Source organism: Psychrobacillus glaciei, from assembly GCF_008973485.1.
Taxonomy (GTDB): Bacteria; Bacillota; Bacilli; order Bacillales_A; family Planococcaceae; genus Psychrobacillus; species Psychrobacillus glaciei.
Map to the genome: position 1 here is coordinate 3,651,026 of NZ_CP031223.1, position 16,836 is coordinate 3,667,861.

Annotated in this window: 12 protein-coding genes; 3 read left to right on the forward strand and 9 right to left on the reverse strand. The window is 31.5% G+C overall.

All coding sequences use genetic code 11. From position 1 onward, the window contains the following. Positions 1 to 423 precede the first annotated feature (423 nt). The 6 genes from PB01_RS17175 to PB01_RS17195 all read right to left on the reverse strand — a co-directional run bounded on the left by PB01_RS17175 (position 424) and on the right by PB01_RS17195 (position 8,679). Complete coding sequence (locus PB01_RS17175) at positions 424 to 2,106, reverse strand: GIY-YIG nuclease family protein (RefSeq protein ID WP_151701310.1); 1,683 nt, start codon at positions 2,104 to 2,106, stop codon at positions 424 to 426. Between the two features lie 230 nt (positions 2,107 to 2,336). Beyond that, on the reverse strand, positions 2,337 to 2,513 hold the full coding sequence (locus PB01_RS21125; RefSeq protein WP_192797386.1) for a hypothetical protein: 177 nt from the start codon (positions 2,511 to 2,513) through the stop codon (positions 2,337 to 2,339). Between the two features lie 204 nt (positions 2,514 to 2,717). Next, positions 2,718 to 3,302 (reverse strand): hypothetical protein, encoded by a 585-nt coding sequence (locus PB01_RS17180; RefSeq protein WP_151701311.1) that lies wholly within the window; start codon positions 3,300 to 3,302, stop codon positions 2,718 to 2,720. A gap of 441 nt (positions 3,303 to 3,743) precedes the next feature. After that, complete coding sequence (locus PB01_RS17185) at positions 3,744 to 5,558, reverse strand: hypothetical protein (RefSeq protein ID WP_151701312.1); 1,815 nt, start codon at positions 5,556 to 5,558, stop codon at positions 3,744 to 3,746. Further along, a complete protein-coding gene (locus tag PB01_RS17190; RefSeq protein WP_151701313.1) occupies positions 5,546 to 7,798 on the reverse strand; it encodes a YobI family P-loop NTPase in 2,253 nt (750 codons plus the stop codon). Before PB01_RS17190 ends, PB01_RS17185 begins: the two co-directional genes overlap by 13 nt. A 287-nt stretch (positions 7,799 to 8,085) precedes the next feature. Continuing rightward, positions 8,086 to 8,679 carry a recombinase family protein gene (locus PB01_RS17195; protein ID WP_225986088.1) on the reverse strand — a complete coding sequence of 198 codons (594 nt, stop codon included), beginning with the start codon at positions 8,677 to 8,679 and terminating at the stop codon, positions 8,086 to 8,088. A gap of 1,099 nt (positions 8,680 to 9,778) precedes the next feature. On the opposite strand from PB01_RS17195, the gene ltrA reads away from it, so the two are divergent. Together ltrA and PB01_RS21545 are read left to right on the forward strand one after the other, a co-directional pair. Then, on the forward strand, positions 9,779 to 11,539 hold the full coding sequence (gene ltrA / locus PB01_RS17200; RefSeq protein WP_151701314.1) for a group II intron reverse transcriptase/maturase: 1,761 nt from the start codon (positions 9,779 to 9,781) through the stop codon (positions 11,537 to 11,539). A 64-nt stretch (positions 11,540 to 11,603) separates the two neighbouring features. Next, complete coding sequence (locus PB01_RS21545) at positions 11,604 to 11,789, forward strand: hypothetical protein (RefSeq protein WP_225986089.1); 186 nt, start codon at positions 11,604 to 11,606, stop codon at positions 11,787 to 11,789. Between the two features lie 45 nt (positions 11,790 to 11,834). On the opposite strand, the gene PB01_RS17210 is transcribed toward PB01_RS21545, so the two are convergent. Further along, positions 11,835 to 12,497, reverse strand: a complete 663-nt coding sequence (locus PB01_RS17210) for an O-methyltransferase (protein ID WP_192797388.1) — start codon at positions 12,495 to 12,497, stop codon at positions 11,835 to 11,837. A 125-nt stretch (positions 12,498 to 12,622) separates the two neighbouring features. Between PB01_RS17210 and PB01_RS17215 the strand changes: the two genes are divergently transcribed. Next, entirely contained in the window at positions 12,623 to 13,510 is an 888-nt protein-coding gene (locus PB01_RS17215; protein ID WP_151701317.1) for a LysR family transcriptional regulator, read from the forward strand. A gap of 819 nt (positions 13,511 to 14,329) precedes the next feature. Here the strand turns inward: PB01_RS17215 and istB are convergent. Next, entirely contained in the window at positions 14,330 to 15,103 is a 774-nt protein-coding gene (gene istB, locus PB01_RS17220) for an IS21-like element helper ATPase IstB (protein WP_151701318.1), read from the reverse strand. Continuing rightward, the gene (gene istA / locus PB01_RS17225) at positions 15,100 to 16,653 is read right to left on the reverse strand and encodes an IS21 family transposase (protein WP_318837479.1); all 1,554 of its coding nucleotides are present in this window, start codon (positions 16,651 to 16,653) and stop codon (positions 15,100 to 15,102) included. Before istA ends, istB begins: the two co-directional genes overlap by 4 nt. Positions 16,654 to 16,836 lie beyond the last annotated feature (183 nt).

Consider the following 16,836-nt stretch of genomic DNA (forward strand, 5'->3'; position numbering starts at 1 on the left):
TAGTATCTGTAATAAATGAAATAATTTTTTACTCGATTGTTTTATTGTTTAATTACTGCTCAACTCTCTAACAAATTGGTTATGATTTCTTTTCTCAATGTCCTGTACCCTAGCGAACGACCACTTGAACAAACAAGAGAGAATATTTTATTTATTAATTTCATTAATTAAACCATTTTACTGAGGGTGTTCTATTATATTTTTCATTAAGTAATCGCTAGAAATATCACATGGGTATCCCCTTTATCTATGTATTTCAGAGATATATGCACACTTCTAGTAATACTATTCTCAATAGCCTCTTCAGTGACAATTGAAGTAACCAAATACCCTTTTATATCATCTTATTTTCGAAACGTCTGACACAAGTTATAAGAAAGCTAGAGGACATATTAAACAGAAAAAGCGAGCGTTTCCACTCACTTATTTAAACCAACTTTTCATTTTTCCAAGTAAACCTGTTTCATTAAGTACTTCATTCTCAACAGATTGAGAACTAGTTACTTTTTCCAATTCATTTGCTTTTGTTTTAGTAGAGGAAATATCCTGTTTTCTCTCTTCAAGTTTATCATTCCCAATAATATTAATAGTCGTATTATCGGACACATATCCGCCAAAATCGTCTAATACAGAGGTCACTTTGAGCGTTCCTCGTTCCCCCTCACTTAACAACGTAACTTCAATTCCGTCTTTCCATAAACTCTCAATGATTCTATATGCTCCTCCTCCATAACCATTAAGACTAATAATTTCATCATTTTTTAACGACCCTTTTTCAATTAAAACATCAAAGTCCGTTCCTTCTTTTTCATAAGATTCCTTATTCCGCAACCATTTTATTATGACTTCTCTATCTAATTGATATCTAGGGAATTTACTTAATAAATATTGATTCATATCCTTCCACGTTGTAGAACTACTTACAGTTTCATAAATATCATATCTACACATTTTAATTATAGATAACGCTATTGGTTCTAGTTTATTTTTATATACACTCGAGCATTCATGATTCAAAAGAAAATGATTTAAACATTCATGAATATAACTACCTGCCAAATAATCACTATTATTAAAATCTAAATTTTTAAAGAACCATTCCCAACACTTTTCCGCATTAGCATCATTCTGTAAATAGTTTTTAATTTTTGCATTTTCAAAATATTTATTAGCATAGCATAAAGCTAAACCACCATTACAATAATTGGAATATTTCCCCGTTAGAACTCGACCTTTTTCAAAATACTTTATAGCTTTTTTTACATCTAAATTAAATTCATCTTCCTTAATTGTATCAATATGAAGTGTACCTAATTCATAGTATGCATGAGCTTCGCCCAGTTCCCCTGCTTTTTCAAGATATTCAACTGCTCTTTCATAATCTTGCAAATAGTTACCATAACCGTTCAAATAGTCAATCCCTTTTTCAAGATACTCTTTTGAAATTGGTTTTTCATCATACCAACTATAACTATCCTCAACATAATCAGAGCTAACAGGAATCACATCATTCTGTTTCACCTGTTGAATAACTTTAATTGCTTCACTTATTTCTGTGCTGAAAAATTCTCGATTAGATGAAACTCTCTCTCGACGTTCTTCTAGAATTGCATGAATCATTTTTTCAGCACGAACACAATCGTTAAACTGTTCTTTAAAAACTAAAATAAACGGCGTTGGGACTCCTGTTGCTTTTGATAATTCTTCCAAACGTTCTTCAGGGGTTCTTCTAGTTAAGCCAATTTTAATAATCCCATTCATAGATGGATTCATCATCAAATATATATAACCTGCACTTTCATTATTCAATTCATAGATGACATTAGAAGCACCAAAATCATCTTCATGAGGCATTAATTCAATAATCTTATATAGTACATCTTCTGTGTTCATCTCATAATCTTCAATAACGCTTTCTAAAACCATTTTAAGTGCATATATACTTTCAAAATCTCTAGCCTGCCAAGTAAACTCTCTAACATAAAGATTAATAATATAATTTTCTTGATTACTTGCACTTGCAATTTCATTTATATTTTCTTGTAATAAGTCTACTAATCTTTGTTCTCTTGAATTAATTTCTTCAATGTCATAATCTTCTTCCATAGATAATCACTCCCCTTCAATCATTATAATATTGTAGATTTAAAAAGCACATAAAATTTTCATATATTGGAAAAAACAAAGTCAATAATATCATCTAAACCTTTAAGCAAATTTCATTTTCTAGTGTATACTTTAAATTTATGCCTCTATCGAATCCATTCGAAGTCGAAAATGCTATACTTGTGTACTCTAAACTTTGGATTAGTAGGCACATCAAATGGCGAATAAAACTAAAAATCTCCTCGAATAAGTTCACCATATTGGTCAATTTCCTGTAACCTAACTTCGTATTGATAAGTATCAATTACGGACAATCGTTTCCACATACTCCAAGCGCTAGTTGCAAAACTAAGAGCGATGATTAACATGCAAATTACTTTTACAAATTCGCATGTATCATTTTTCATATACGAATTACCTTTTTTCTATCTTAATATTCAAAATAATTCTATCATTATTATTGTTCAAGGCTTGATTTAATTTAATAGTGGCTATATAAATAAGGAGTAGTCCACTAATATATGGCTGCTCCTTAATTCGATACTTTAAGTCTAACTTTTCTTTACATATGCATGCTTAATTAGTAATCTAGTTTAGGTAAGTCGTATTTCTTATACTAATGAATCACAATTTTTTAATTCTTCCTTCATTTCCAAGTCTACTTTTGAAATTCTTGTTTCTATTTCATCTATTTTTTTATCACTAATATCCATAAGTTTCATAAGTCTATCAAAAAGAAAATGGTCGCCCGTTTTATATTTAGAATAATGCTTAAATAATTCCAACAAATAGATTTCTATGTTTTCATATCTATTGACATCTTTATAAAAAGTACCAAGAGATTGTGGATAAATACCTAGTTCCTTTTTAATATGTTTTAACTCGTTCCAATAGTCTTTTTTTGTTTTACATGCGCTAAACATCATTAACCAAAAATTATAATAAGTTACCCCTATATATTCATTTAATTCCTCAACATATTTATCAATTTCCTGTTGAAATCTTGTACTTATTTTCACTACTTCTTTTGAAGTAAAAAAACCTTCATTAAAAAAATATTTCTCTTTACACTGATTACAATCTAGAATGTATTTAACTCTTGTCCTTGACCAATCATCCATTTCGCTTATATATGTGTATGTTCCTGCTCCACATTTACATGGATAATTGTTTCTAGTGATAACTTCCCAACTCATTTTAACACTCCTTTTCAATTAGACTTGAAAGGAATATAAGGAGTAACTAAACCCTATACTAATCATCTCTAATTTTAGTTTATTATTCCAAATGATTATATCATCACCTTAATTTAATTATTCTTAAAATATTAAAATTTCCAAAATAAAAAGGAGCAGTCCATTAATATATGGCTGCTCCAAAAATTTAGACTATGAGTGGGTGAATGTACTAGCTCTTCTCCTTGTTTGAATAATACCTATTCAAAACTTGGAAAATCCCCCCCTCTCCAAAAAGTTAACCATTAAAACGCTTATTTTATATGTATTTAAGCTATTCAATAATCACATAAAATGATTCTTTTATTGCTGCTCTTCCTAAATAAAAAAGTAGCCAGTATACTACTTTTCCTTATACTATTAAATAAATTTTCTTTGCAAACACTTTCATAATACATTAATTTATCTACTATTCTGCTTATTATTTACCCTTAAAGAAACTTCACTCTCTGTATAGCTAGATATGACGTTCATTTCTTTTAACCTTTTGAAGAGTAATTTTGAGTCGTCATTTTTCTCGAATTCCACTCCATTTCCTCCACCTCTTTTTATTCGATTGAATGGATTTTTTGATTTACTCAATAAGTTAAAAATAGCTTCTTTTTCGAATTCACCATATGTTATATATCCCCTCACGACTTTAACTAAATCATTTTCATCTTCAAGTAGAGGAATTAGTTGAGATTCTAACAGTTCAGGAGTAATTAATTCAAATGCAGCCGATTCATCTTCACGAATACATTCTAGGACAACACTTGCTAATTCTTCATCAAATTCTATACCGTAGGTAATATTATTATTTATCAACTTCAATTTTAGCTCCATGGTAGTAATTTCTTGTAAAATATAATTGAAAAGCTGACTATTTATTTCTATCTCATTTAAAATATCTGCTAAACTTTCTTCGTGGTGCATCAAATATTTTATAGCTACCTTTTGATTAGCGACTTTTATATAATTAAATAGGTCTGAGTCCCAAATTATCGAATTAACTTGAATAAGACTTAATACATTCGTTAGTTCAAAATTCTTTTCTGGGTCTAAAATATATTTTAAATAATTAATTAGCTTACCTTGATTATTATCTTTAACTAACTCTGTAAAAAATGATTCATTAAACCCAAGTACATTTAAATTTAAAATTTCATTAAATTTAGCTTCGTTTAATTCATTAACATGTTTTATTAAATATTGATACATTATATCCCTAGAAAATTCATGAAGTTTTTCTAGTAGCTTTTTCGACCAAGGTAGTCTACTATCCGCATTTAGTACTTGAATGCTTTCTTTCGAATTCTTGAATTCATTAATTAGGTATTCTATTTGCATTTCAGAGTCGCCAATTTCGAATATAACATTATATACCACTTCATCCCATCTTAAAGCCCCAACTTTTATCAATAATTTATAAGCATAAGCTGAAATTACATCTGGATTATCAATGTCAACCATCCATCGAATTAATGAAACAAATTCTTGTAGTTTAGTCTTTTCTATTTCGTTCGATTCGAGCAACAAATTAATTAGTAAATTATAATCTTGATATTCACTATCAGATAATTCATCCTGTTCCGTGTGCCCACTATTATTTATAAACTGTTGCCACTTTTCTTCATCTCTAAAGAGATTATTGATAATAAACTCTTTATTTTCTGTTTTTAAGATTTGACGACAGTATATTATATTACTCCATGTCATTTCAAAAGCTACATTCTCATAGAAAATTTGCAATAAAAATACATCGTCTATTTCCATTAGATTATGTATGTAGCCACTCCACTTTTGAACTAATCTTTTTTTAATATTAATTGATATGTCTTTTTGCAATAGTTCTTTAAATATTTCTTCATCTTCATCATAAATATCTTGCTCTAGAATAACATTATTCAAAAACTCTTCTAAATTACTGCTAACATATTGAGATACTTCTTCAATACCTTTTAAAACTTCCATATTTATCATATTTTTATTGAATATTTTAACAAAATTAGCTAAATTCATCTTGTATGCACTTAATTTAATAATTAAATCCACTTGTTCCTGTGTTGCATCTTGAATTGACTGGAATTCAACTCCTAGTATTGCAATTGAAGATTCTATACTAATGTTTATTGGAAGGTCTGTTAAAAATATTTCATTCGAAATAAATTCAGTCAGTTCATTGCTACTTTGTAAATTTATTAATTGACTTTGTAAATTATTAGTTAGTAGATACAAAATATACTCTTGTTTTTTTCATTTGGGACGCTTAAACTAATAATATCTTTCCAGATATCAACGCCACATTCTATACAAGTTATAAGAAGTTTTTTAATACCTAATGACTGCTTATTGTTATTAATGGTAAGTTTTTCTAATAAAGTCCAATAAAAGTCTATATCCACTCCTTCATTTTTCTTAAAAATCAAATTAATAATTTTTTGGAGTTTCTGTTTATTTAGTACATTTTCATTTTCTATTAAGTAACATACAAATTCAAAGTTTAACACTGCATTAGTATTAATATCATCTAACCTAATTCTATTAGTTACTTCTACTATATTTTTTAGATTTAAATGCTGTTCTTCAGCTAGCCCAATACGTATTGATTGTAAAAATTTATTATCATTCTCACTAAGTGTACCAGGATAAAAATAAGTTATATATTCTTCGTAGGATTCATTAAGCCAATTATTACGGATTAAAAAGTATAATAACTTTTTATCTGTAAAATCAATTCCTATATCTAGATTTTCATTAATTAAAAGTGATGAAACTGATTGTATCTTAATTTTTTCAATTTTTTTCTTATTTTTATTGATAGATTCCTTGTATTTTTCACTTCTCTTTTCTTCCTGTGAATCGAAATCTTCATATGCTTTTAAATAATCAAATTTTGGATTCTCTACAACAACCCATTCATCCAAAGAAAAATGTTTTTCTATTCTACTTCCACTATCCCTAATAAGAATTCTAGATGAAGAATTCTTATTTACTAATAAACTAGCAAAAAGTGTATTACCTGTATTCACATTATTATTTGTAATAGTTATAACATGACTTTCATTTATATATACGTCATGATTTAATAGATTTCGTCTGTTAATAAAAAGTATTGGAATATCTTCTTTTTTAACAATCAAGGTTCCAAACCCTCTATCCATTTCATCCTCTAATATTCTAATTTCATCTTTGCATTGCTTTATCAATTTATCTTTCATATGAAAGACATCATATACCAATCCTTTATTTACTAACAAATGCGAATAGTCTTTCGGATATATATTTTTGTAAACTATAAATGCAAACAAGTGATTTAATGTAATACCCGAAGTTATTAGTGCTTTTCTAAAGACTTCAAATTCATTACATATGTTAATTAATGTACGCATATCATTGATATATAGTGCGATATCCATTACTAGATAACGGCTTAATTTATTATTTGAATCTTCTTGTGTATCTTCTTGTAAACCATCTTCTGAAAGAACATTCTTTAATTCTTTTAAAAGTATATTTTCTGCATTTGAGCTATGTATTACTTTAACTATTGGTATTATAAAATCAAAAAATTTAGTTCGATTGTGGACAGAATCTGATTCATCTTCATCAGAAAAAACATCATCTCCTAATGCATAGATAAATCTTATATCTCTTTTTTTTAATATTTCAGTCCCATTTAATATTGTATTTAGACCTCTTAAACGTTCAAAGATTTCCATACTTTCGAATCTGTCTAAATCTTCAAAAATAATATATTTAAATTTAGTTTTTGAAAATAAATATATTATCTCGTCTAAATAATGATTAAAGACAGTACTTCCATCCTTAAAATTAAATTCTATGGAAGTGCTTCCCACACCGAATTTAGATACACCAATTTTTCTAAATACAAGTATGAGTTTATATATTGTAAAACTATATAATAGAATTGCTAAAATTACCCCGAGTAGAATCCAAAATCCTTGTTCTATTCCATATGTATTATTTTTTAGTGAATTATATGTATTCATAATCCAATTATTTTTTAACATAAAAAAAGTCAACAAAATCATTAATAGTAAACCAATAATATGCGTCATTACATATAGAAAAGATAATTCATTAAGTTTTGTGAATTTAGAATTAGGTATTTTATTAGGCTTAACCTTATAAAACATTTGATGTAATATTTGTTGTTCTAAAACATTCTCAAGCGCAGGCGAATCATTATCTATTGTATTATTCTCTAACTCACTATTTAAACTACCTTTCTTAAAAGTAGCAATAGCTATTTTTAAGACTTCACTTTTCTTATTTATTTTTCGTTCAATATATGTATCAATAATGGTACTCTTTCCCGCACCATATGCCCCTGTAATTGCAATGTTTTTATTTTCCTTGTTTTCTAAAGCCCACTCTATTGCATCTATATAGACTTGCTGATTCTTATCTATATTTTTTTTGGGAACTAAACTTTGAAATTTAATATCATTCAATACAAATTCCTCCTACAATAATATTTATTACTTATTTTACCACACATAGAAAAGAAGCTCTCAGGGGTATTCGTAAAATTTAAAATATATGAGGAAGTGTGAATATGAAAAAATATATACTTATTTAAGTTTAAGCTGACCCTTTGTATATCAATTTAATTTTAAAATATTTGGAAATAACTTCTTTAATACTCCTTATTTACATTGATTTAAAAGGTTTCTTAATTCCGTTGAAAGTGTTGAAATCATACCTCTTTCCTGCCCCCAAAAAAAAATGTAGCACTAGGCTACACCTCCATAATTAATTTCACTACTCTTCGTTTTTTAACTTCTCTAATTAAAGTGCTCTTAGATATTCCGGTTAAATCTGCTACTTGATTATATGAATTAGTTTCTAGTAATCCAATCGCATGGTCTAGTTGTTTTTTACTGTACACCTTCTTTCTTCCTTCGCGATAATCTACATTTTGTCGAGCAATCATTTTACCCTCTTGTGTACGTTCAATGATAGTGTTTCTTTCCATTTCTGCTACTGCCAATAAAGTTTGTAAGAAGAATCTACCCATTGAAGTATTTTCAAGTAATCCAATGTTCAATACTCTTACTTTAATATTCTTAGCGAACAATTTTTCTACTAACTCAATCCCCTCCTTTGTGTTACGTGCCAATCTATCCAATTTAGTTACGATTAGCATATCTCCATCTTGTAACCTTTCTAGCAACTTGTTTAACTCTGGTCTGTCTGTTTTCGTACCTGTAAACTTTTCTTGATAAATTACAGTTGCACCTTCTTGCTCCAATGCTTGAAGTTGGATTTCTAATTCCTGTTGTTGTGTCGATACTCTCGCATATCCGTATATAGTCATGATTATTTGCTCCATTTCATCATCTACTTATGACACTTAGTTATGACACCATTCTATCTACTGATAATACTCAATCGACCTTTTGGTGTCAAATCTTTTAAGTTATGACACCGTTTAATAAAGGAGAATAAACTTTACAATATTGAAGTAGCTAGAAGCAAATTATTCTTGAGCTAATCAATAGTCATTATTTAATTCATTTAACCTTTGACGGTACTCGATAATTATTTATTTTGCATCATTTGTTGACTTATCTCTCGTTTGAATAGCTATATCGTTAATGAAATTGGTTTCCCTATATAATCTTGACACTGGGTATTTATGTTAATCTAAATATTAGATTGTGAAATGTTACACTTAAACTAACGGGGCAGCGCGACAAGTTTTGTTATAAACACTAATGTGTGAAAAAACAAGGGATTTCTTCGGAAATCCTAACTTTATAACCGAGGATAGAAATGATAAAACCATGTATTTTGAAACTATCCCATTAAGATTCCTGCATGCGTCATAATGGACAGATTATGGGGTCTGAAGCTCAGGTAAAGTCGGCAGAACAAAGGCTGAAGCCACTCCTCAAGGAAAAGGTATGCCAATGGATATGCCGGATGGCTGAAAAACTAAATATGGTGAGAATTTTCTTGTGGAAAAGAATAGACGAACTTCCGGAGGTACAGGTCTAAAGTTAGAACATAAGGAAACTTGTGTACCATCCAACGATGGGGTGAGTGACGTAGAGTAAAAATTGCTTCTATGAAACACGTTATACCGAACAATGGCGGTATCCAGCTCACAGGCTTACAGGAAGCACCTAAGTTTAGAAAAAAATATAGCTAGGTTGTAAGGGACTTGGAAAGTAAGGAACGTTGACTCAAGGGCTGTCACCCGAAACGGTTGCTATAAGCGGTATGGCGAAATGCATTTGTCCTTATGAGGGTAGGGGTACAACCAGTGAAAGCTCTGTAATGGAGGTGGAGGAACAGCCCCAAGTCTAGCGATAAGTAATAATTATTTTTCAACTGTGCATTGCACCGGTCGGGTAAGAACGTGGGAACATCACTTCAAAAGGAATGATGCCACAGTGCAAGCTCTTCGATATTGGGATTATTACGGGATGACAGACACCTTTGCAGACTTACATCAACGAGCCAAAAATAAAGAATCATTCCATCTGCTATACGACATCATCACGTCGAGGAACAATATTTTATTAGCGTATCGAATAATTAAGTCAAATAAAGGGTCAAAGACCCCTGGAACAGATGGTAAAACTATTGTAGACATAGAGAAACGTTCGGAGTACGAATTAGTACAAGAAATACAAAGTAAGCTTAAAAATTATCGCCCGAAGAAGGTTAGACGTAAACTAATCGAGAAAGATAATGGCAAGATGCGACCTTTAGGTATCCCATGCATCCTCGATAGAATCATACAACAGTGCTTTAAACAAGTGTTAGAGCCGATTGCGGAGGCTCATTTTTATAAACATAGCTACGGATTTAGACCTTTACGGTCTACTCATCATGCGATGGCGAGAATTCAATTTCTAATTAATCGGTCGAAACTACATTACGTTGTAGATATCGATATAAAAGGATTCTTTGATAATATCAATCATACATTGCTTATTAAGCAGTTATGGAATTTAGGTATTCGGGATAGACAGGTCCTAGCCTGTATATCTAAAATGCTAAAAGCAGAAGTGGATGGAGAAGGTATTCCGACAAAAGGCTCTCCACAAGGTGGCCTACTTTCACCGTTGTTGTCTAATATTGTACTAAATGAATTGGACCAATGGGTAGCGGATCAATGGGAACTATTTCCCCTTCATAAATCACTTAAAACTAGAGGTCAACTTCTTGCAAAGAATCGCACTCACTTAAAAGAAGGCTACATAGTTAGGTATGCTGATGACTTTAAAATCATTTGTCGAGATTGGAAAACTGCTGAAAAGTGGTATCATGCGGTTAAGCTTTATCTAAAAGAACGTTTAAAACTTGATATTTCACCAGAAAAATCGAAGATTATTAATCTGCGTAAGCATGAGTCTGCTTTTCTTGGCTTCACAATACGTGCCAATCGCAAAGGAAAAAAGCGAGTTGCACATACGTTTGTCAAAGCTGAAAAGATGCAGAAAATTAAAGCGGATGCAAAGAAACGATTAGAAATACTCCGAACATCGCCAACTACTCAAAATGCTATGCGCTTTAATAGTTTTGTCTTAGGGTTACACAATTATTTTAACAGAGCTACTCACGTCAACTTAGCGTTCTCACGACTTGCCTACGAACTAGGTGCATCTATGTACAATCGTCTTAAACCTATCGGTAAATATGAACATCCTAACAACCCGCCTCCTGTCTATAAAAAGTTCTATGGCTTAGGCTCTAAAACGTATAAAATCGCCGGGTTATACCTCTTCCCTCTCGGGATCATCAAAACTAAAAATGTGATGGCTTTTACTCAAAGTATAACCCCATTTACCGAAGAAGGTCGAGTACAAATATCTACACGGTTGAGTAAAGATATAAAACAGGAAATAGTATTGTTAATGGAATCAAACATACCGACACGAAGTGTCGAATATATGGATAATCGGATTAGTCGATACAGTATGAAGAAAGGGAAATGTGAAATAACTGGCATGTTCCTACAAGCACAAAACGTACACTGCCACCATTATATACCTAAGCATCTTGGTGGAAACGACAAATTCAATAATTTACGTATCCTCCAAAAAGAGGTACATGAATTAATCCATATGACAGACAAAATTAAGGCGAATACTCTCATAAGAATTTTGGGTATCACTGAATCGATGTTAGAAAAAATCAATAAATATCGAGAAAAATGTGAGCTAGAAATAATCAAATAACCCAAATCAACATGAGTAACTTGAAACTTATAATTAATAATACCATCGCTAGATGGAACGCGGAATGCTTGGAAACTGGCACGTTCCGTGCGGAGTAGGGGAAAAGCTGGAGATAACATCAAATGCTTACCTATTACTAACGGTTAGTTTAATATGCAGCGTGTTAAAATTTGGATATAAAAAGAGGGAAGTGACTACTAGGATAGCTATTACACGTTTAAAGGAAGAGTTAGTAGTGGCTGGAAAATAGATGATAGAAGGCTGCGTCAAATTAATATTGACACAGCCTTCTGCTTTATTTTACGATACTTATCACAAAACCATCGTATCCTTTATTGCCAACCGTTTGTATAGCTGTAGATTCAATACGAGGTTCTGTTTCTAATATATCCATAAATTTACGTACACCTTGTACGCGGTCATCCTCACTTCTTTCGTCAATAACTTCACCGTTTCGAACGACATTATCACTAATTATCAGTGCCCCGTTATTCGCTAATTCTAATGCCCATTTTAAGTAATGAGGATTATTGGGTTTATCTGCATCAATAAAAATTAAGTCAAAGAATGTACCTTTTTCTTTAAGGGTAGGCAAGGTTTCTAATGCTTTTCCTACTATGACTTCGACTTTACTCGTACAGCCTGCATTCTGAATATTTTTTATAGCTACTTTTGCATACTCCGGTTCAATTTCAAGTGTATATACTTTACCAGTTTCAGGGAGTGCACGTGCAAGCCATATACTACTATATCCACCTAGAGTACCGATTTCTAATATGTTTTTAGCTCCTTTAATTTTAGCCAATAGGTATAGAAGTTTACCTTGTGTTGGTGAGACATCAATTTCTGGAATACCAGCCTCTTTATTAGCTTGCAATACTCCTTCAAGTGTTACATCAGATGGTATTAGTTTATCAATAAAATATTCATCTACATCTTTCCAAACGTTATTCAGCATAATGGTAACCTCTTTTCCATTTTATTTTTTATTCTTCCAACAAAAGTATATGATAAAATAAATCATAATAAAAATATATTAATATTATGATTCCATAACTTTAGGTTATAGATAGGGGTGAAATCATGAATTTACATGGTTTAAAATTGTTTTATCAAGTAGCGAGTACAGGTAGTTTCACAAAGGCAGCCAACTTAATGTGTATTAGTCAACCTGCAGTTTCTAGCCAAATTAGAAAATTTGAACATGAAATTGGAGTTCCGTTATTTAAGCAACAGGGGCGAGGTGTTGTATTAACTGATTTCGGGGAAGCATTAGCAGAAAAAGCAAAAAATCTTGTTACTCTTGAAGAGCATATCGAATCTTTTATTGAGGATTATCGACTTGCCAAGGCAGGAACAATTCAAATTGTTGCTACGTATCTACCTGCAAACTTTTTAATACCTAAATGGGCAGCTACGTTTAAAAGTGCAAATGAAGATGTCAATTTTGTCATTACAACTGCCAATACGAAAGATGCATTTGAGCAACTCATACATTATAAAGCCGATATTGCTATTTATGGGGGTGGAGTATCGGAAAGACCAGAGGAAGTAACGTGGGAAGAGTTATTTGAAGATGAACTTTGGTTTGTTGTATCTACTGCTCATCCGTTTGCTAATAAAAATATTTCGTTAGTGGAGATGGTTAAAGAATCATTTATTATGCGTGAAGAAGGAAGTTCTATGAGAGAACACCTTTTTTCTTTATGCCAAACCCACCAAGTAAGATCACCAAAAATCTCACTTCAATTTAGTGGGATTAATGAAACAATTCGTTCTGTAATGGCTGGATATGGTGCAAGTTTTATTTCATCGCTCGCTGTTCGAGAGTATGTAGATAATGGCCAATTGGCCAGAGTGTATGTACAGGATATACATATCACACATAAAATCGCTATTTGCACAAGAAAAGCTGAGAAGCATAGCTTACTTGTGCAAAAATTTATAGAAATAGTTAAAAATAGTCTGTGAGTATATTCCATCCTTCTGTCGTTAAGGATAGCGGTTGTTCAATAAGTCAAAAGAAAGGAATTTAACATGTAATTTTTTTTTTGGTTTTCGATATCCTTTTACGTTAACAGAGCATTCTTCTTAAACTAACGGGTGCTTTAGTAAAAAAAGACAGGGAAAAATGAGCTTGTAAATTCTAAAACAGGTTCATTTTTCTATACAAAATCAACCATTAACTTTAACATAGCCTTTCACCACTAACAACAACTGCTTCATATACTTTTACTTGCTAATATTCTTATTAGAACAGTATCAAAAAGAATCCAAATACGATATGTCACAATACCAATATTCCTCCATCGACTCCTATCGAAGCGGAAAATACTATATTCGTTTACCCAAAACATTAGATTATTAGGGATTTTTCGACTAGCTAATAAACTTAAAACCTCTCGAGTACTAATCTACTTCGATAAAAGTGAGATATTTGAGGAGCAGATTGCAGAAAATAATGGATATATAAGGGTTTTCGTCATAAGTAGATTCATTAAATTGTTGTGCCCTCGATAATTAACAGGAAATCAATACACATGTTACTAAAGATACTTCTGTATAAAAAAGCATATCAACAATTAAGGTCTATACACATTTATCATTATTCGTTTCCTCTATTATTTAATTCGTTAATTTTTTCTATAATAAATTGTTTGTACTCATCATTAACCATATTCTTTTCCTATATCAAGAAGCATTGCTAAACTTCACCGTCAACTCAATACTTGTAACCGTCAAGTAGAATTGAGCAGTTTTCACAAAATAAGATTAATCAATTTTCCACAATTAAGTTTGAGCACTTACTTCGGGAAACAAAGTTTTTCTGTACTTCATTCTTAAACTTTCTTCGTCCTCTCCGAAGGATATTACCTCACTTCTATGAAGGAGTCGATCTAATATAGCTGTGGTTAAAGAAGTGTCCCCTAAAAATTTACCCCATTCATTTGGCCCTTTATTTGACGTTAATATAAACGCAGATTTGTCATACATATCGTATATAAATTGAAAGAATAAGCTTGCCTCTTTCGGATCTACAGTCATATACATTACATCATCAATAATGATTAATTCGGATGTTGAAATTCGTTTATATCGTGTTTTTGATTTACTAACATAGTCACGGCTTTTCAAAATGTAGATAAGCTCTCCCATCGAGACAAAAGAAACCTGATATCCATTTTCAATGGCTAAAGTGCCTAATCCCACAGACAATAGTGTTTTTCCGGTCCCTGGGGGACCCATTATAATCAGTGTAAACATTTCTTCAATCCAGTTAAGGTCTTTTAACAATTTAAACTGTCTTTCACCAATCACATTTTGTTCTTCCAGCCGATAATCAGCTAATGTCTTTTGGTAGGGAAAGTCTGCCCATTGCATTAAACGTTGAACAGTCTTTTTTTCTCGGCACGCTGTTTCATGAGTGAGTAGTTCGTTGATAAATTCGTGATAAGTCCAACTGTTGGATTCGGCATTGCGCAAAAGAGCGGGAAGCTCTTTTGCAGTCTCAGCGAGTCTCAAAGTTCTACATTTATCTTGCAATAATTCGATTGGAGAAGTCATGATCTTTTACCTCCAGATAATAACCGAATATAGTAATCTTCTGATCGTTCTGCAGCCTTGTATTTTTGATATTTTGATGACTCTACACTTACTTGTTTTGTTTGCGATTCTGACTCTTTATGTAACGTAAAAGCTATATCTCTAAAATCATTTGCACTAATCATATTTAAAGTTTTTACTGTTTCTAGCGCTTCTTCTAGGTAGTCTGGATGATTTCGAATGACCATTTGTAATACTTTAAACTGATCTACCAAGTGTCTTGGATACTTCTTATTCAATTCGTCCAAGAACCAAGTAATTAATTCCTGGTTAGAAAATGCAAGCTCAATTTCCTCTCTCAAAAGTGTTTTCTTTGAGCTAGGTTTCTTATGATGAGACGGATCATAAATTAATTGACCCTTTAAACTACTAACTAAATGTCTTGCAATTGGTGGACCACCTATCTGTAATCGAATGTCTAAATATCCATCTATAGATACTTCTAAATACGCCACATTTTTAGTTTTTGCATCGTAAGTACCTACAGGTACAGAATAGCGATTGGATTCAAAGCGTATGATATTGTCCTTTTGAATAGTTCTTGTTATACTTTCTGTAAGGGAATTCTCGAAGGAGAATTTGGAAGAGATTTTTCTTAGGTGCAGCTTTTCGACAGTGTGCACTAAAGAAGGTCTCTTTTTTGTATTATGGTGTACTTTGTAATTTCCAGTTCTCCCTAGCCATTGAATAGCTTGTTGATTCCACAAATGAATGTCTTGGAACTCACGATTTTTCATGAAGTTATGCTTTACAAATTTAACTACTTGTTCAATTTTACCTTTAGATTCTGGATCGCTTTTTCTACATAAATAAATGTTAAACTTCCTTAATTTTCGGTAGTTATCAAATTCCTTTGTAAATAATAAATCACCAGCATTTTCACTTACTGCGAGTAAAGCGTCTTGGTCATAAACCAATTCTTCGGGCATTCCTCCAAAAAACTCAAAAGCATTCTCATGACAACGAACTAAATCTGTTGTACGGAAAGGTCTATCTAAGAATTCAATGTATTTAAACCTAGAATGAGATAATACAAACCCGACAAAATAAAGTCTTTTTTTTGTTCCGTCATAAGCAGTTACAAGATCTTGACCGAAATCTACTTGTCCTTGAAAACCCATAGGACTATCTGGGACAGCTGCATAAACTCTCTGTTCTGACACTTTTGGTATATGATATGCAACACGTAGTTCATTTACATAATTTCTTGTCGTATTCTCAGCTATATCTTCTTCGCTAATATCTTGTTTCTCTTTCAACCAATCATAGACCTGTGCGCCACTTAGATCAGGGTACCTTTTTAGCCATGCAAGAATGATATCCCGATAGGGATCTAACTTCTTTTTACGGGTTTGCAAAGAGAGTAGGTACTCTTCAAATTCCTCCGATGTATTCTTTAAATATTTAGCAACGGTATTTCTAGAAATACTTAACTTTCTCGCAATTGCAGACTTCGAAAAGCCCATTGCATATAATTCATAAATTTTCGTATAAACCATAAACCTTGTCACTCCAGATTCCCCACTTTCCATTTACACAATTCAGTATAAAGGAAGTGGTTGATTTAGAGGAGAACTGCTCAATCTTATTTGTGGAAAATTGCTCACTTTAGTATAGCGTTTACAATACTTCTAAATAGAGGTCATACACCCTATTTATCCACAATGAAAATGCATTTTCCAACCTGAAAATAC